This window comes from Glutamicibacter sp. NPDC087344, assembly GCF_044744225.1.
In the GTDB taxonomy this organism is placed as follows: Bacteria; Actinomycetota; Actinomycetes; order Actinomycetales; family Micrococcaceae; genus Glutamicibacter.
In genome coordinates this window covers 134,744-152,148 of sequence record NZ_JBIUXY010000005.1, presented here as the reverse complement: position 1 = coordinate 152,148, position 17,405 = coordinate 134,744, and the positions used below count along the sequence as shown (strand labels likewise).

The window sequence follows — 17,405 nt, the reverse complement described above, 5'->3', positions numbered from 1 at the left end:
CACCCCACTTTGGCGAGGCCGGTGTGGGCTCTGGGGACGTTGTCAGTGGTGAGGGAGCGTGAGTAAAAGTTTTGGCGTTGACCAGTTTGTGCTTTGGCTGGGTTCTGACTCATGGGATTCTGTCCTTCTCTCCTGAAATCCAAGAGGGAGCGACAGTAGGTAAATTCGGCATCCTTGCCAATGCAGTGATTAGCGTCTTCAGAACTGGTTAGGCAAAACAAACGAGGGTGACCAGTTTGTTAGTCATTGTCGGTGGTCGTGTTTGCGGAGCGTGTCCATGCTGTGTCGACCATGCTGATCAACCGACATAGGCTTTGCGCTTCGGTCTGGGTACTACGATTCTGGCTGGAAAGATAACGGCTATAGTGACGCAGAGCTTCGAAGAGACTGTAGCTTTCTTCTTCGTTTTCAATGTTAAGCACAACGTGATAAGGGGTGAAGTTTCGTTCTGTGGTCATAAAGTCCGTTCTTAAGTAAGCGTCCAGTAGCACCGAAGTAAAACTGAGGGTCGCGTGGTGTGGACGTTATGCCCTAGACAACTATAGACGTCAAGGATTGAGCGACTGCTTCGTTGGTGAACGTTTAACACTCTTTGTGTGGAGCGTTCGCTTGGGCAGGTGCTCAGTACCTTGATGGGCGCCTAAGCTGTGGCGATGCCCCTGGTTCTGGCTCACAAGCTGCGCCAAAGGGACTGTTGACTCTCAATGGGCGGACGAGCCAGAACCGAGAGGGCAAAGAGTTTATCTGCTGTAGCTTGCAGCGATTGGCGCTGAGGTGTGTCGTAGCGTTGGTAGTGGATAGCGTGTGGATGCGGTGTTCTGAGGTTGCATCCCGGGGCACGTTGGGATCTTGTGCGCTACGGCGGTATGCTTCCAGAATTTTACTCGGAACTCGGCGATGGTCGCGGTTGACAGGCGCTGGAAGAACTCCCCCATGGTGAGTCGGTCTGCGCAGGCCTTTGTGACTTTCAGTGTGATTTGCGGGACGGTGACATGTAGCATGTGCAGCTCTTTGGTCTGCGGATCGAGCATGGCTATCAACACTGCGCGGCCGTGGATCGATGCCATGCCCATTGCTTCGTTGAGCGATTCGGTCGGTTGGGTCATGACGATTGGCATTCCCGGAGCCCAGCCGTAGTTCGACAGGTGAGCTTTGCCTTCACGGGTGGCGAGAAAATCAGCGACTCTGACTGCGGTCTGGGTTCGAGCGATTCGACCTGGCATTTTAGATACTTCCCTTTCTTGCACTGCTCATGAAAATGATGACGTCGAAGCAGGGCTGTGTAGCCAGATGCGCTACACGGCTGGTCCTGCGCCTTGGTGTTGCCGCTCTTCGCGTGCGGCGGGTCTTGCAGGTTTTAGACCAGGCTCAAATCTGTCTGGGGCTCGTCTGTTTTGATCCTCGAATCGGCGGTTCTGCTCCTGACTCCAGCGGTGGGAGTTAGCGATGGAGCGGTGAAGGGGTGTTCCAGCCAATTCTTGGGGAGTTTCGCTTCGGCTGCATGTTCTGGGGCATTAAGGTAGTTCTCCTTGCCGGCTACGGCGAACTGCAAGTTCCGCACTTCGAACTGGATGCCGAGGGCGTTCTCCATCTGTGGCAGTAGCACGTCGTTGACGTACTGCATCAGCTCGGATACGTAGTCCTCGGCCTTAGCGATGCAGGCCAAGTTCACGATGAGCTCATCGAGGGGTCCAGTGATAGTGCAGGTTGCTGAATGCACGGTGTCCAGGCTCTGGCATTGCTGCGAGCCGGAGGCCGCGATTTCCTGTATTCGTGCGGCCCACACCATAGTTTGGCGCGTGGTGGTTTCTACGGGAACTGCTAAGGGTTTTTTCATCTTTCACTCCGGTGCTGGTAGCTGTTTCGTAGTAGAATATGTTTAGCCTAGCTAACTATTAGCTAGGCTACAATATTATTTTTCGGTTAGGCAAGCTGGACTTCAGTCAAAGGGGCAGGGACCCCTGAAGTTCACGGACGTGGCGTCCGCACCCGGCGGAAGGAGTTCTCATGAGCAGTTATCAAGCCAGTGGGTATTGGTATGGCGAGGGTAGTACGGTGCCCGCAGCGGTGGATTTGTTGAATCTGATGCGCAAATATCGTGAAGCGGAGCAGAAGATGCGAGCTTCGACTCGAGGGTCTATGGGGATGAATGAAACCGATATGTCTGCGTTGCGTTTCCTCCTCGCGGCGCACCGTAAAGGGGTGATTCCGCGCCAGCGAGATTTTGCTGAAAAACTGGGTATTTCCAACGCCTCGGTGTCGGTCTTGATAGATCGGTTATGTCGGGACGGGTATGCCGAACGTATTGTGCATCCTGCGGATCGGAGGTCAGTGGGGATTGTGCCCACGGAGTACAGTGATACGGAGGTTCGCGGAACGCTTCAGGGGATGCATGAGCGGATGATGGATGCCGTGGGCACGTTGTCCGAGGATGAGCGGGTTGCTACGGCTAAGTTCTTGGAAGCTATGATCCGCAGCGTTCAGATCGGTGATGAGCCAAGAGAACCCTCCGCGCGGGGGATCGTGATGGCCGAGAGCGTCACACCTTCCCGTTAGATGTAGGGCGCATAGCAGCTGCTTCGCCTCCGTGTGCGTGATCTGACTGATGCATTGGCCGGTAATACACGTCCAGGATTGTCTTTCGCTTGACTTCCTTCAGGGATTTCTGATTCCATATGTGGTTTTCGCGGGTGACCTCCTGAGGTCCGATGGTACTTGTCTCTGAATTTCTGAGGGAAACCTTATGGTCGCTGTCATGGATCGCTCCTACACGTAAGTTGGATGCAACTAAAAAACTTAGCCTGTCTAACAAGTGAGGAAGATTCGAATGCCCCGAAGGCATATTGATGTCAGAGTGAGCCGCGACCAGTTCGAAGATCTGAATAACGCTTTGGAAGACCATCGTGATGGTTTCAAGCGTATGGCTGAAAAAGCGACCAACGGGTTCGGCCTTGAGCCTGAATATTGGGCCGGGCGGGCCAAGGCAGTTGATGGCCTTCGCGAAACGATTTATGAGCACAGCGCTGAGGAACTTGAACAGGGCGAGTCTTCCACCGAGGAATCACACGCTGGCACCGAGGTTGAGTCGGCTCAGGATCGGGACTTCGAATCTGATTCACGTTACTGAGCCTCTGACGGGGCATACGACATATATTTTCGTCCGGAAATCACAACGGTCCACCACGATTCCGTGGTGGACCGTTGCTATGCAGTTGTGATTAGGCACGCTTGCGCGTGAGTAATCCCCAGATGACCAGTACGATCAACGAACCGCAAATGGCCAGGAGCCAAGTGGATAGGGACCAGAACTTGTCCACACCTTCGCCGAAGACTGCTGAGCCGATCCAGCCGCCTACGACCGCGCCGACGACGCCAAGCAACAAAGTGGCGAGCCATCCGCCGCCCTGTTCTCCTGGTTTGATGGCCTTGGCAATAGCACCGGCGACCAGTCCTAGAACGATCCATCCTAAAATACTCACAGGGTTCTCCTTGACTTGTTTATAGTGTGTCTTGTCCGTTTGCGTCAACACATATCTTCTGGTTTAGAAAGTTACCCGCAGGTGAAAATCACTGGCTTAAAGCTGGATTTTTCCTGATCGCCGAGGGGAACGCGAAGCCGGGAAAAAGCACTGCCTACTACCACGTTCAGTACGTCGGAGGCAAAAGGCTTCGCGCTGCGCAGATACTTGCGACTATTCGGCTGCTGAAGTCGCAAGATGCTAGTCGTACCTTTTCTAAAAAGGAAGCCCCGGTAGTCGTGTGATCACTAGGCGGGCCAAACCACCAAAAGCGCGAAACCCGACACATACCCATGCCTAAGAAAAATTACTGCGGTGGTGACCGAATGAGGTAGCTCTTTGAACATGGTGAAGGCCAGAGCGATGTCGAACGAAGTACGTCAAATTCGTGAAATACCCTGAGCCGGTGTCATAGGCTGTAGCCATGTCACCACTACGGCTCGGTCTCATCCTGACAGGCGCCCCGCTGCTTATCATGGGAGCAATTGGCTTGGCCTTGTATTTCCAAGGTGACGTTTCCAACGCCCGAAGCACCTTCGCGGTTGGTGTAATTATCGCGGCAGTCAGTGGCACGTCGGTGCTATATCAGGTGAACCAGTGGTCGCTGAAAAGGCAGTCGTTGATCCATTTTGGAATCATGCTGGTGACCGTGTTGCCGGCCCTGTATTTCAGCGGCTGGTTCAGCCTGAATCGACCCATGGATTATTTCTGGGTTCTTGGCATTTTCCTGATGGTGGGCGCCGTGCTGTGGCTCCTGCTTTATCTCATTTTTGGTGTGCTTCAGCCAAAGCTCAGGACCAGGCCCCGAGGCTAGACCCTTGCGATCTCAGCGACTGCGACGTCCGCGCGCTCGTGGTGGAGTGGTGACCGGGTCCCAGCCCCGCCGTACTGGACGGGTTCCTGCGCCGCGGGATTCATCCCGTGAACGGTAAACGATATACGGGCGGAATAGGTAGGGAATCGGAGCCGAAAAAACATGAACCAATCTGGTGAACGGCCAGAGGGCAAAAAGCAGTGTCGCGGTGATGACGTGTAGCTGGAATAGCAACGGTACCTGCACCATCAACTCAGGGTGTGGCTGGAAGATGATCATTTGCCGTATCCACGGAGAAACTGACTCGCGGTAGGAGTACCCAGGGCCGAAAACCTGATGCGTTAGAGTGGCCAGCGTTCCGAAGAGCAACGTTGCGCCGAGAAATACATACATCACCTTGTCCATCGGGGTCGTCGCCAGAAAGACAGGGCCAACCGTTCGCCTCCGATAAATCAGGATGGCTAGGCCTGCCAAGGTCAGCAAAGCCGCCGCTGTACCCATCCACGTTGCCCCCAGGTGGTACATGTGTTCGTTAATGCCGATGGCGTAAAGCCATTCGCGGGGGATGAGCAGGCCGACGACGTGACCTGCGATCACCATCAGGATTCCAAGATGGAACATCGGAGATCCCCAGCGCAGCAAGCGGTTTTCATAGGTCTGGCTGGAACGTGTAGTCCAGCCGAATTTATCGAAACGATAACGCCAGATATGCCCAACGATAAAAACTACGGCGCAGGCATACGGAAGAACAACCCACAAAAGAATCGAACCGGTACTCACGGGTTCCCCCTCGGGCTGAACGGTGGAAGATTTCCAAGGAAAGAGAGCCCCACTGTTTCCGTGGGCGGCCCCTCGCTGACCAGCGCAAGCACCCGTTCTTGGGTCGCGGCGTCCACCGGTGGCAAGGACAACGTGATGGCTCGAAGCAGCGGCGCCCAAGGGCTGTGAATTGCTTCCAGCGCCGCGCGTAATACTTCAATCCCTTCAACATGGGCCGCCAGCAGTACCTCCGCGATCTCATCTGTGCTCACGGCAGAGAACTCCAGTACCGCTGGCAGATAGTCGGGTAACTCGTCGGCCTCGAAATTCCAGCCGGCGGCCCGATAGGCTTCGATGAAGGTGACCAGGGCTGTTCCCCGTTTCCGGGTGTCACCGGTGGCGAAGTAACTCAGGTAGAGGCTGCATTTGCGTTTCAAGTCAAAGGTTTCCACATAGTCGCGCTGCAGTTTTTCGGCCCCGGAATGACGAGCCGAGGTGATGAACTCGGCGAAAAGGCTCGTGAGAGGTTCCGGCACCCGGCCCAGATGAGACTCGAGTTCATCCAACCGGGCAAACCAGAGGGCATCGGGGTAATCCAGCAACAATGAGGCCAACATGTGCACCCGTGAACGTTCAGCGCGGGTCAGCCGCACCGGAGTCAGCTCTCCGGGCAGCGGACGCTGCGGGGTCGCCCGGTTGAACAACCGCGGAATCATTTTTTCTCCTCAGGCGGGAAGAGCCCATCAGGTGTACCGTTGCCGTCCCAATTCAGCAGGTTAAGGCGTCCGGGGCCGGAAGGCCTGTCAGCGGTCTGCCGGTTCTTCAGCGACTGAAAGTTCTCCACCGCTACCGGGACCGAAGCGCCGGAGGAAGAACCGAACGGTCCGGCTCCGCCCATGCCCGGTCCATCCTCGAAGTCCAGCGAGCAACCCATTTCCTCCAGGTCGTGGGCCTGCTCGGCGTGAGCTGCCGGGATGACGTAGCGCTCTTCATATTTGGCGATGGCGAGCAGCCGGTACATTTCCTCCAGCTGCGCTCCGCTCATCCCCACCGTGTTCGCGATGGCTTCCTCGCGCGTCTCGTGCAGCGAGATGCCGCGCATATACGACCGCATGGCCGCCAGCTTGCGAAGCGAATCCTCCACCGGTGCAGGGTCCCCCGCGGTGAATAGCTCCGCAAGGTATTCAATCGGAATACGCAGTTTGTCGATGGCGGCGAACAGGTTGTTGACATCTTCGCCGTCGTTGCCGGTATTGGTGACCACATCCACCACCGGGGACAGCGGCGGGATGTACCAAACCATCGGCATGGTGCGATATTCCGGATGCAGCGGCAAGGCGAGCCGGTATTCGCGGATCAGTTTCCAGATGGGGCTGGCCTGCGCGGCGGCAATCCAATCTTCGGGAATTCCCTCGGCCCGGGCGGCATGGATCACCTCGGGGTCATTCGGGTCCAGCAACACGTTACGCTGCGCTTCCAGCAGCTCGTGTTCGTTTTGCACACTGGCCGCGCCGGCCACGCCATCGGCATCGTAGAGCACCAGGCCCAGGTAGCGCAGGCGCCCGACGCAAGTTTCCGCGCAGACCGTGGGCAACCCGACCTCGACGCGCGGGTAGCACAGGGTGCACTTTTCGGCCTTGCCCGTGCGGTGGTTGAAGTAGACCTTTTTGTAGGGGCACCCGGAGACGCACATCCGCCAGCCGCGGCAAGCATCCTGATCCACCAGCACGATCCCGTCTTCCACTCGTTTATACATCGCTCCGGAAGGACAGGAAGCCACACACGACGGGTTCAAGCAGTGTTCGCAGATGCGCGGCAGGTAGAACATGAAGGCCTGCTCGTATTCGGCTTTGACCTCTTGGCTCATCTTGGCAAGCACCGGGTCCTGGCTCATCGTTTCCAATGAGCCGCCGAGGTTGTCATCCCAATTCGCGGACCACGAAATTTTGAGGTCCTTGCCGGTGAGCAGCGACTTCGGGGTGGCCACCGGTGTGTGCTCCCCAGACGGGGAATTCAGCAGCATGTCGTAGTCGTAGGTCCACGGCTCGTAGTAGTCGTGGATGGTCGGCAGCTTCGGATTGGAGAAAATCCGTGAGAGTTTGCGCCACCGCCCGCCGTCGCGCAACTTCAGCCGCCCGCGGGGGCTGCGAACCCAGCCTCCGCGCCAGGTGTCCTGGTCTTCATAGCTGCGGGGATACCCCACCCCGGGGCGTGTTTCCACGTTGTTAAACCACACGTACTCCACCCCGGAGCGGTTGGTCCAAGCCTGTTTGCACGTCACCGAGCAGGTGTGGCACCCGATGCACTTGTCCAGGTTCATCACCATGGACATCTGAGCCATGACCTTCATCGGTAAGACACCTCCTGGCTGCGGCGACGGATCGTGGTGATTTCATCGCGTTGGTTTCCGGTCGGGCCAAGATAGTTGAAGGCCCAGGCCAGCTGCCCGTAACCGCCAATCAGGTGGCTGGGCTTCATGAGGATTCGGGTGAGCGAGTTGTGGATGCCTCCGCGTTTGCCGCTGGTTTCGGCGATCGGCACATCAACGGTGCGGTCCTTGGCGTGGTACATATACACCGTGCCTTCGGGCATTCGATGCGAAACGATCGCGCGAGCTACCACCACGCCGTTGCGGTTGTAGGACTCAATCCACTCGTTGTCCTTCACCCCGATTTTTGCCGCGTCCTGTGTCGAGAGCCAGATGGTGGGCCCACCGCGGGACAGCGAGAGCATAAACAGGTTGTCTTGGTATTCGGAGTGGATGGACCACTTTGAATGCGGCGTCAGGTATCGCACGGCGACCTGGGCGTTGCCGGACTCGTGCGCGCCCACCTCGCCCAGTTTGGCATCACCGAACAATCGGTGCATGTCCAGCGGCGGCCGGTAGATCGGCAGGCTCTCACCCAGTTCCTGCATCCAATCGTGGTCCAGGTAAAAATGCATCCGACCGGTGAGTGTATGGAAGGGTTTGAGATGCTCGATGTTGATCGCGAATGCGGTGTATCGCCGTCCGCCGTGCTCCGAGCCGGACCATTCGGGGGAGGTGATTACGCTGCGCGGTTGGACCTGCACATCCTTGAATGAGATGCGTGAACCTTCGTGCTCTTCGGCGAGGAACGCCATCTTCTGCCCGGTATGCTCCTCCAATTCCCGGAACCCGGCCGTGGCCAATCGGCCGTTGGACGTGCCGGAAAAGGCCAAGATCATTTCGCAGGCCTTCTGGTCGGTGTCCAATGACACCGTTCCGCTGGGTGTGACACCGTTGAGCTGTCGCAGCTGGGTAATTTCCGGTTCAACGTGGTACTTCACACCCTTGGTGACCATACCCAGTTTTTGCGTCAGCGGGCCCAAAGAGCTCCAGCGCTCATATAAATTCGGGTAGTCACGTTCGACAACGGTGAGCTTGGGCATGTTCAGTCCCGGGACCAACGGCTGGTTCTGCTGAACCCGGCCTTTGACGGTCGCCATGGCATCCGGGGTGTCGTGCTGCAGCGGGGTCGCGACGAGGTCTTGGCGTTTGCCCAGATGCGTCGAGGCAAAGTTCGCGAAGCGTTTGGCTAGCTGCCCGAAGAGTTCAAAGTCGGTTTTTGTTTGCCACGGAGGCGCAATCGCCGGGTTGAACGAGTGGATGAACGGATGCATGTCGGTCGAGGACAGGTCAAACTTTTCGTACCAGGTGGCTGCCGGGAAAATCAGGTCGGAGAACAAGGTGGTGCTGGTCATCCGGAAATCTGCGGTAGCCAGTAAATCGAGTTTGCCTTCGGGTGCCTGCTCGTGCCAGGTCATGTCCACCGGACGTGAACCTTCGGGGCTTTGCGGGGCGCGGACCGAAGCATCGGTGCCCAGCAGGTGCTTGAGGAAATACTCGTTGCCCTTGCCCGAAGAACCCAGGATGTTGGCGCGCCAAACCAGCACAACCCGCGGGAAATTCGCCGGGGAGTCCGGATCCTCGCAGGCGAAAGCCAGTGAGCCATCGGTCAGCGAATCGACCACGTAGTCTTCCGGCTTCTTGCCTGCGCGGGTTGCCTCATCCACCAGATCCAGGGGATTGCGGTTAAACGTCGGGTAGTCCGGCATCCATCCGCGTTTAACCGATTCAACAAGGCAGTCGGCGGTGGTGCGGCCGGTGAAGGTGCCCTGCGCCAACGGGGATGCCAAAGATGTTGCCGGCAATCCGTCGTAGCGCCATTGGTCGGTGGCGAGATACCAGAAGGCGGTGCCAATGGTGTGCCGTGGCGGGCGAACCCAGTCTCCGGCGGCCGCGTACTGCTGGTAACCGGTGATCGGACGGACCTTTTCCTGACCCACATAGTGCGCCCAGCCGCCGCCGTTGACCCCCTGGGTTCCGGTCATCATGGTCAGCGCCAAAAAGGTGCGATAAATGGTGTCCGAATGGAACCAGTGGTTGGTTCCAGCCCCCATCAAGATCATCGACCGTCCCTGGGATTTCTCCGCGGTGTCCGCGAACTCGCGGGCAATCCGGATTGCCTGCTGCGGCGGGACGCCGGTATGTTCCTCCTGCCAGCCCGGAGTCCCCACGGCGGCGGTATCCAGGAAGTCTGTTGGCCAATCGCCGGGCAGGCCCGGTCGCCCCACACCGTACTGGGCGAGCATCAAGTCGAACACCGTGGTCAGGTGTTTCCCACCGAGCTCGATGATGGGCACACCCCGTGAGAGGATGCCGGAGCCGCCGGTGTGCTCCTGTCCCGCCTGGGGCTCCACGTCGAAACGAGGCAGGTTGATGGTGGCGCTTCGCCCATCCCAGCTAGCCAAATCCATCACCGAAAGCACCGGATTGAGGTCTCCCAAATCCAGATTCCATTTGCCCTTGTCCCCGTCGCCATAGCGGTGGCCCAGGGTGCCGCGCGGGATGCGCGCGGTACCGTCAGCATCCAGCAGCGCGGGTTTGAACTCGGCGTTGGCTTCTTGGCTGAGACCCAGATCTGCTGCGGTGAGGAACTTACCGGGCACCGGGGTGCCTGAGAGCGCATCGACTTCTACCAGAAAGGGCGAATCGGTGAAGCGCCGCATGTAGTCCTCAAAGCGGGCGGTGCGTTTTTCGACGTAGTGCTCGGTGAGGATGACATGCCCCATCGCCAGAGCCAAGGCCGCATCAGTGCCGGGCTGTAGCGCGACCCATTCATCGGCAAACTTGGTGTTATCCGTATAGTCCGGAGAGACGGTGACAACTTTTTGCCCGCGGTAGCGAGCCTCGGCCATGAAGTGGGCATCCGGGGTGCGGGTGACCGGGACGTTCGACCCCCACATGATCAAGTACTGCGCGTTGAACCAGTCGGCCGACTCGGGCACGTCGGTTTGATCCCCGAACACTTGCGGGCTGGCGACCGGCAGATCGGCATACCAATCGTAGAAGGAGAGCATGGTGCCGCCGATGAGGTTCAGGTAACGGGCGCCGGCTCCGTGCGAGACCATAGACATCGCGGGAATTGGCGAGAACCCTGCGATTCGATCCGGGCCGTAGGCTTTGACCGAATAGACCTGGGCCGCGGCTGCGATTTCCAGAGCTTCATCCCACGTGGTCCGGATCAAACCACCCTTGCCGCGGGCCTTTTTGTAACTTTTGGCCTTGGCAGGGTCCTCGACGATTGAGGCCCAGGCGTCCACCGGATCGGGATGGAGAGACTTTGCTTCGCGGTAGAGGGACGCCAGAACATCACGGATGTAGGGATACCGGACCCGCGTGGGGGAGTAGGTGTACCAGCTGAATGCGGCGCCCCGGGGACACCCGCGAGGCTCGTATTCGGGGGAGTCGGGGCCGACGGATGGGTAATCGGTCTGCTGGGTTTCCCAGGTGATGATGCCGTCCTTGACGTACACCTTCCAGGAACAGGAACCTGTGCAGTTCACCCCATGGGTGGAGCGCACCACCTTGTCGTGAGACCATCTTTCGCGGTAAAAGACGTCTCCTTGACGTCCTCCGGAGAGGAACATCGCCCTGAGGTCTTCGCTGGTTTCGCCGCGGCGCAGAAATCTACCCAGTGAAAGTAGCGAATCTGCGAGCGGACCGTCGGTGGCCGGTTGTGTGTGGTGCGGCCGATCTGTCATTGCAGGGTCTCCCTAACTGTGACGTGTACCACTAGCTTGGTCTTAAAGTTCAAGAGTTTCAAGGGCTGCAGTTTTCTCGCAGGTTTGGTCAGCCGCGGCGCACGATTGGTGGGAATTTGGCCCGAGGCACTGGCGCGGTGATCTAGTCAGCGCTTAGGGTGCACAGTAGAAGCTGTGTGAAAAATCCTGATCATTGCCCCTGGAGGGTCAGTATGAGCACGAATTCGGCACCGTCATCTCAACCCGCTGCACCAGAATTGCGTGGGCAATTTCCGCAGGTACTGCTGGCCACCGTGGCCAGCGCCGTCGGCTTCTGGGCGTGGATGCTGATCGCACCGCTGCAGAAGTACTATTCCGAGGAAATGAACCTCTCGGAGGGACAGATTTCCCTGATGCTGGCAACCCCGGTACTTGTCGGCGCCCTGGGGCGGATCTTTACCGGTGCGCTGACCGACCGCTATGGCGCACGCAAGATGTTCACCGTGGTACTGCTGGCCACCGTGCCGGCCGTATTGCTGGTGGCGCTCGCCGGATCGATAGGTAGTTTTGCGCTGTTGATTATTGCCGGGACGCTGCTTGGTGTGGGTGGCACAGTTTTCGCCGTGGGTGTTCCGTTTTCCAGCGCTTGGTATGAACCCAAACGCCGTGGATTTGCCAACGGGGTATTTGGCATGGGGATGATTGGCACCGCGATTTCAGCTTTCCAGACACCTCGGTTGCTCAGCAGCTTCGGTTATGTAGGCACCCACGTGTTGATTGCTGTTCTCCTGGTGATCATGGCGGGGTTGGTCTGGTTTTTCCTGCGTGAATCGCCGGCATGGAAACCCAATACACAACCGTTGATTCCCAAGGTGGTTGGTGCCTTGAAGCTGCCGATCACCTGGGAAATGTCTTTCCTCTACGGCATTGTTTTTGGTGGATTCGTGGCCTTCTCCACCTTCCTGCCCAAGTACCTGACGACCATTTACCCGGATCAGGTTGACCCTGTGGGGGCAGGTACACGCACCGCGTTATTCGCGGTGGCGGCGGTTATCGCCCGGCCGATTGGCGGTGTGCTGGCCGATAAATTTGGTCCGAAAATTATCGCGTTGATTTCACTGGCAGGAATCGTTTCGCTGGCCTACATTGTGGGTCAGCAGCCACCCGAGGGAGTCCTCACCGGAACGATCTTTATCTTGATGGCTTCGGCCATGGGCCTAGGCATGGGGGCGGTGTTCGCCTGGATTGGCCCCTCGACTCCACCGGAGAAGGTCGGCTCGGTCTCCGGAGTTGTCGCGGCCGCCGGCGGCCTTGGCGGGTACTTCCCTCCGCTGGCCATGGGCGCGACCTATCAAGCGGAAAACAATTCCTATGCATTGGGCCTGTGGCTGCTGGTGCTGGTTGGCACTTTTGCGTTGGTGGTTGCCGGAATGCTGAACGGGGCGCCGAGGCAAACCGGCAAGTAGGCTGAATGCATGGAAGAAATCGCGGCACTGTATAACGAACACGGCGAAGTCATTGGCAGCGCACCGCGTTCCCGGGTCAGGGCCGATAATCTGCGCCATGGAGCCACCGGAATTGTTGTCTTCAACCCGCAGGGCCAGATTTTCGTTCATCAGCGGACGTGGATCAAGGACGTCTATCCGGGGTTGTTCGATTTCAGCGCGGGTGGCGTCATCCAGGCCGGAGAAGACCCGCTGGTCTCGGCACAGCGGGAAGCCGAAGAGGAACTTGGTGTCCATAGTGAACTAGTCAGCCTGGGTGAAGCGAACTACCAAGACGAGTCCACGCAATATCATGCATTCTGTTTTTGGGTGATTGCCACCGAACCGCTGAAGTTGCAGCCTGAAGAAGTGATTGACGGGCGTTGGGTGGAGGTGTCCGATCTGATTTTGGACATCGAGGCCAGACCGCAGCGGTACATGCCGGATGCGGTGCAATTGTTTTTGCCATGGCTTGAGACGTTGGAAACGCTGCCACCGTCGAACGACAAGTAAAATTGTGAACCATGGCTATCGGCGCAACTATACGAACCTTTGACATCCAACTTTCGGACATGGACCGAGGTGTGTACGAGGAACTGTCCCTGCGGGTAGCGCAGCATCCTTCGGAAACCGACGCCTACCTGGTTACCCGGGTGCTGGCCTATTGCCTTGAATTTGAAGAAGGCATCAGTTTTGCCGCAGCGGGGGTGTCCTCCGGTGAGGAACCTGCGGTGCTGGTCAAGGACCTGACCGGGCTGACCACCGCTTGGATTGAGGTCGGTGCCCCGGATGCGCAACGTTTGCATACCGGTAGCAAACTGGCCGACCGCGCGGCGGTTTATACCCACCGCGATCCGCAACGACTGCTGGCTTCCTGGAGCGGAAAGAACATTCATCGCGCCGAAGACATCGTGGTGCGTTCATTCGATCCGAAGTTCATCGACGCCGCTGCACGGGAAGTGACTCGCCGCAATACGATGTCTGTTTCGGTGACCGAGGGACAGGTCTACCTGGAGGTTAACGGAACTTCTCTAGAAACTCAGATGCAACAGCACGAAATCCTTTAGGCGATACGTCGAAAGCGGGGACCGGAGTAGTCCTCGCGTTCGACGATTTCATCGAACATCTCCAGCGGTCGAGCCCAAAAACTGTAGTCGCCGTAGAGCGTGCGGTAGAAAACCAGCTGTTCTTCGGTTTCACTATGTTTGCCTACGGCGAGCACCTCATAACGCTGGCCCTTGAAGTGTTCGTAAATTCCCGGTTCGATGCTCATGGGCGACAACCTCTCGATGCGATCAGCGGCTGATCGTAGTTTTCTCGGAAGACCCCAGACTATCGGATTATTATGCGGAATCGACCGGACTGATTGGCGGGCAAATGCGCCATTCGCCCCTTTTGGACTGTGGCGTTCGGCAGGGAACCGAAGCTAATTAGTGAAGCAGATTCGCAGAGCTCCGCACCTCGAATGGCAGTGATCGGGTGCGGCGAAGCATAGAAATCGTCACGCGGTCCAAAGCCGTTTCCAGAGAGGAACTAAGGCATTCGTCGTATTGATCAGATGCATGGTGACGGATTGCCAGCATGGAAAATAGTTTGTCGACGACTATGAACAAGTCGCTTCGTCGACCGATAAGTAGCTCCTCAGGTGATGGTGCGCGTCAGTGGGTATTTGGACAAGCGCGGTGACGTATACAGATGTTGCGAGCGCTGATACCTATGGTGGCATAGATTCCATATTGCAAAATTTGGTTTTCAAAAAACCTTGCATCGTGACTTGAGTCACTGGTAGTCTCCTAATTGCGCCGAGGCGCCCTGGATCAGCAGACAGGCATAACTGAGCTGGCATTTCACTTTTCAACGAAAGGAATGTCGGCCATGCCAGACATTACTGCTCTATGGATCAAAAACCCACAAGGAATTCTCAGCGATACGGATGCCGGTAGCGGCATCGTTGTTCAAGGAAATAAGATTGTCGAGCTTGTTGCGGCAGGAGAAACCCCGACGAGCGCCTACACTCAGGTATTTGATGCAAGCAAGCATGTCATCACACCCGGGCTTATCAACACCCACCATCACTTTTATCAGACGCTGACCCGTGCATGGGGACCAGCAGCCAACGCGCCGTTGTTCCCATGGTTGCAGAACCTTTACAAGGTCTGGGCTCGGCTCACACCGGATGCCTTGGACACCGCGGTACGTGTGGCCCTCGCCGAGCTGCTGCTGTCTGGATGCACCACCGCGGCGGATCATCATTATCTGTTTCCCCAAGGCCTGAACGAGGCAATCGATATTGAAGTTGCTGCAGTCCGCGACTTCGGAATGCGTGCAACGTTGACTCGCGGGTCAATGACCCTGGGAGAGAAAGACGGCGGCTTGCCTCCGCAGTCCACAGTTCAGGAATTGGACGTGGTTTTGGCAGATAGCCAGCGTTTGATCGAAAAGTACCATCAGTCTGAGGTAGGTGCCACGATTCAAATTGCTCTTGCTCCGTGCTCGCCATTCTCTGTCACCGCCGACGCCATGCGAGAAAGCGCGGCTCTTGCTGGCAGTCATGGCGTTAGACTTCATACTCACTTGGCCGAAACCCTGGATGAAGAGGAATTTTGCCTCGAACGTTTTGGGCTGCGTCCGCTTGACTACTTGGAGAGCGTGGACTGGCTTGGTCCCCAGACCTGGTTGGGCCACGGAATCCACTTCAACGAAGCTGAAATACAGCAACTGGCAGCTGCGGGGACTGCCGTCGCATACTGCGCGACGTCGAATATGCGTCTGGCATCCGGGATCGCTAAGGTACTGGAACTGGAAGCTGCCGGCGTTCCGGTAGGTCTTGGTGTGGATGGCTCCGCGTCAAACGACGGATCAAACATGATCCTTGAAGCGCGGCAAGCCCTGTATCTGCAGCGCCTTCGATATGGGGCGCACGTCCCGGTGGAACGGGCATTGAACTGGGCGACGGCAGGTTCAGCCAAGGTTTTGGGCCGCAGCGACATTGGCAAAATTGAAGTGGGAATGCAGGCGGACTTGGCGTTTTTCACGACTGATGAGCTGAGATTCTCCGGCAGCCACGACCCCATTGCCGCTTTGCTGCTATGCGGCGCGGACAAGGCAGATCGGGTCATGGTCGGTGGAGAATGGCGAGTTGTTGATGGGGCGATTCCCGGGTTGGACCTGACGGAATTGATTCAGCGGCACAGAAAACATGCACGAGCGTTGGTTGAGCTCGATGCCCCAACACGGCTGTACGCCTGAGCGGGGAGGAGAATGCGATGTTTAGTTCACGGACTAAGGCAGGTACGAAGCCCCAAGGCAGCCAAAGGCCGGAAGACGAGCGCCTTCCTGCGGTGCAGAATATAGGTTTTGGCCTTCAACATGTACTGACGATGTACGGCGGAATCATTGCACCGCCATTGATCATTGGCACCGCAGCGGGATTGGGCGAAGCTGAAATTGGGGTGCTGATTGCTTCCTGCCTTTTTGTTGGCGGGTTGGCCACGATATTGCAGACCGTGGGTGTCCCGTTTTTCGGTTCTCAGCTTCCGTTGGTGCAGGGAGTTTCCTTTGCCGGGGTCGCCACCATGATCTCGATCTTGGAAGGTGGCGGATCGATCTCCACAGTCTTCGGCGCAGTGATCGCCGCCTCGGTCATAGGATTGGTGATTACGCCGATTTTTTCAAGAATTATCCGGTTCTTCCCTCCCGTGGTGGCAGGAACGGTAATCACCACGATCGGCTTGACGCTGATGCCCGTGGCTGCCGGATGGACAATGGGCGGCAATGCCAGTTCGCCGAGCTACGGTTCAGTTCAGAACCTTGGGTTGGCTGGTATCACCCTGGTTTTGGTGGTGATCTTCAGCAAAATCGGTGTAGCAGCGATCTCTCGATTGTCGATCCTGCTGGCGATGATCGGTGGAACGATAATCGCTGCGGTTACCGGGATGGCAGATTTCAGCAAGGTTCTTGAGGGACCGATATTTGCTTTTCCCAAGCCCTTTGCTTTCGGACCACCTGACTTTCAGGCTGCTGCGATCCTTTCAATGGTCATCGTCATCCTGGTGACGTTGACCGAAACGTCCGCCGATATCATCGCCGTGGGCGCGATCGTCGGTACCAAAACCGACGCAAAGCGTGTCGGAGATGGATTGCGTGCAGACATGGTTTCTAGTGCGATATCTCCTTTGTTTAATTCCTTCACACAGAGCGCTTTCGCCCAGAATGTCGGGTTGGTCGCGATCACTGGAGTAAAGAGCCGGTTTGTGGTTACTGCTGGAGGTGGCATATTGGTGGTGCTCGGGCTCCTGCCGGTTCTTGGACGTTTCGTGGCTGCTATCCCGACGCCAGTTCTTGGCGGGGCGGGAATCGTGCTTTTCGGTACCGTGGCTGCCTCGGGAATCCGGACGTTGTCCACCGTGGAGTACGAAGGCAATATGAACCTGGTGATCGTTGCCGCTGCATTGGGATTTGGAATGTTCCCTATTGTTGCACCGAATATCTACGACCAGTTCCCGAGCTGGTTCGTCACGATTTTCCATTCGGGTATCAGCTCATCAGCGATCATGGCCATTGTGCTGAACTTGTTGTTCAACCACCTAAAAATCCGGGGCAATAAACCGCGATCCGTGATGGCAGAGGCGAGTAGTCGACGAATTTCTTCAGCGATGCTCGGGGAACTGCAAGAAGGGGACTATGTACAAGACGGGAAGCTGTTTGACGCAAAATCAAAGCATGTTCCAAGTGCTGATTAAGGAACTGTTGCTAGCTGCTTAGTTCTAATGCCTCTTGGAGGTC

16 protein-coding genes are annotated in these 17,405 nt (G+C 57.3%); 8 read left to right on the top strand and 8 right to left on the bottom strand.

Annotated features, from left to right (window positions below; translation table 11 throughout):
• Positions 1-740 precede the first annotated feature (740 nt).
• A complete protein-coding gene (locus ACIOWL_RS10735) occupies positions 741-1,223 on the bottom strand; it encodes a hypothetical protein (protein ID WP_400384601.1) in 483 nt (160 codons plus the stop codon).
• A 134-nt stretch (positions 1,224-1,357) separates the two neighbouring features.
• Positions 1,358-1,837 (bottom strand): hypothetical protein, encoded by a 480-nt coding sequence (locus ACIOWL_RS10730; protein ID WP_400384599.1) that lies wholly within the window; start codon positions 1,835-1,837, stop codon positions 1,358-1,360.
• A 170-nt stretch (positions 1,838-2,007) separates the two neighbouring features.
• On the opposite strand from ACIOWL_RS10730, the gene ACIOWL_RS10725 reads away from it, so the two are divergent.
• Positions 2,008-2,556 (top strand): MarR family winged helix-turn-helix transcriptional regulator, encoded by a 549-nt coding sequence (locus tag ACIOWL_RS10725; RefSeq protein ID WP_400384597.1) that lies wholly within the window; start codon positions 2,008-2,010, stop codon positions 2,554-2,556.
• A gap of 298 nt (positions 2,557-2,854) precedes the next feature.
• Positions 2,855-3,127: a hypothetical protein gene (locus ACIOWL_RS10720; RefSeq protein ID WP_400384596.1), complete on the top strand. Its 273-nt coding sequence runs from the start codon at positions 2,855-2,857 to the stop codon at positions 3,125-3,127.
• A 91-nt stretch (positions 3,128-3,218) separates the two neighbouring features.
• Here the strand turns inward: ACIOWL_RS10720 and ACIOWL_RS10715 are convergent, their stop codons facing one another.
• Positions 3,219-3,479, bottom strand: coding sequence for a GlsB/YeaQ/YmgE family stress response membrane protein (locus ACIOWL_RS10715; protein WP_400384594.1), 261 nt, complete (start codon positions 3,477-3,479; stop codon positions 3,219-3,221).
• Positions 3,480-3,942: 463 nt separating this feature from the next.
• Here ACIOWL_RS10715 and ACIOWL_RS10710 point away from each other — a divergent pair, with 463 nt between their 5' ends.
• Positions 3,943-4,332: a DUF3021 domain-containing protein gene (locus tag ACIOWL_RS10710; protein ID WP_400384592.1), complete on the top strand. Its 390-nt coding sequence runs from the start codon at positions 3,943-3,945 to the stop codon at positions 4,330-4,332.
• Positions 4,333-4,344: 12 nt separating this feature from the next.
• Here the strand turns inward: ACIOWL_RS10710 and narI are convergent, their stop codons facing one another.
• Genes narI through ACIOWL_RS10690 form a run of 4 tightly spaced genes read right to left on the bottom strand, consistent with a single transcriptional unit; the run spans position 4,345 to position 11,157 of the window.
• Positions 4,345-5,112 (bottom strand): respiratory nitrate reductase subunit gamma, encoded by a 768-nt coding sequence (gene narI, locus ACIOWL_RS10705; protein WP_400384590.1) that lies wholly within the window; start codon positions 5,110-5,112, stop codon positions 4,345-4,347.
• Positions 5,109-5,807 (bottom strand): nitrate reductase molybdenum cofactor assembly chaperone, encoded by a 699-nt coding sequence (narJ, locus tag ACIOWL_RS10700; RefSeq protein ID WP_400384588.1) that lies wholly within the window; start codon positions 5,805-5,807, stop codon positions 5,109-5,111. Before narJ ends, narI begins: the two co-directional genes overlap by 4 nt.
• The gene (gene narH / locus ACIOWL_RS10695; protein WP_400384586.1) at positions 5,804-7,441 is read right to left on the bottom strand and encodes a nitrate reductase subunit beta; all 1,638 of its coding nucleotides are present in this window, start codon (positions 7,439-7,441) and stop codon (positions 5,804-5,806) included. The genes narJ and narH overlap by 4 nt, the downstream gene beginning before the upstream one ends.
• Positions 7,438-11,157 carry a nitrate reductase subunit alpha gene (locus ACIOWL_RS10690; RefSeq protein ID WP_400384584.1) on the bottom strand — a complete coding sequence of 1,240 codons (3,720 nt, stop codon included), beginning with the start codon at positions 11,155-11,157 and terminating at the stop codon, positions 7,438-7,440. The genes narH and ACIOWL_RS10690 overlap by 4 nt, the downstream gene beginning before the upstream one ends.
• 212 nt (positions 11,158-11,369) lie before the next feature.
• Between ACIOWL_RS10690 and ACIOWL_RS10685 the strand changes: the two genes are divergently transcribed.
• From ACIOWL_RS10685 to ACIOWL_RS10675, 3 genes are read left to right on the top strand one after another with little or no spacing between them, the layout of a single operon-like run.
• Positions 11,370-12,602, top strand: coding sequence for a nitrate/nitrite transporter (locus ACIOWL_RS10685; RefSeq protein ID WP_400384582.1), 1,233 nt, complete (start codon positions 11,370-11,372; stop codon positions 12,600-12,602).
• Positions 12,603-12,611: 9 nt separating this feature from the next.
• Entirely contained in the window at positions 12,612-13,133 is a 522-nt protein-coding gene (locus ACIOWL_RS10680) for an NUDIX domain-containing protein (RefSeq protein ID WP_400384580.1), read from the top strand.
• Between the two features lie 11 nt (positions 13,134-13,144).
• Positions 13,145-13,687, top strand: coding sequence for a YaeQ family protein (locus ACIOWL_RS10675; RefSeq protein WP_400384578.1), 543 nt, complete (start codon positions 13,145-13,147; stop codon positions 13,685-13,687).
• Here the strand turns inward: ACIOWL_RS10675 and ACIOWL_RS10670 are convergent.
• Entirely contained in the window at positions 13,684-13,893 is a 210-nt protein-coding gene (locus tag ACIOWL_RS10670) for a DUF1653 domain-containing protein (protein ID WP_400384576.1), read from the bottom strand. The two genes, ACIOWL_RS10675 and ACIOWL_RS10670, sit on opposite strands and share 4 nt — an antisense overlap.
• Before the next feature lie 593 nt (positions 13,894-14,486).
• On the opposite strand from ACIOWL_RS10670, the gene ACIOWL_RS10665 reads away from it, so the two are divergent.
• The gene (locus ACIOWL_RS10665; protein ID WP_400384574.1) at positions 14,487-15,869 is read left to right on the top strand and encodes an 8-oxoguanine deaminase; all 1,383 of its coding nucleotides are present in this window, start codon (positions 14,487-14,489) and stop codon (positions 15,867-15,869) included.
• A 17-nt stretch (positions 15,870-15,886) separates the two neighbouring features.
• Positions 15,887-17,362, top strand: a complete 1,476-nt coding sequence (locus ACIOWL_RS10660; protein WP_400384572.1) for a nucleobase:cation symporter-2 family protein — start codon at positions 15,887-15,889, stop codon at positions 17,360-17,362.
• Positions 17,363-17,405 lie beyond the last annotated feature (43 nt).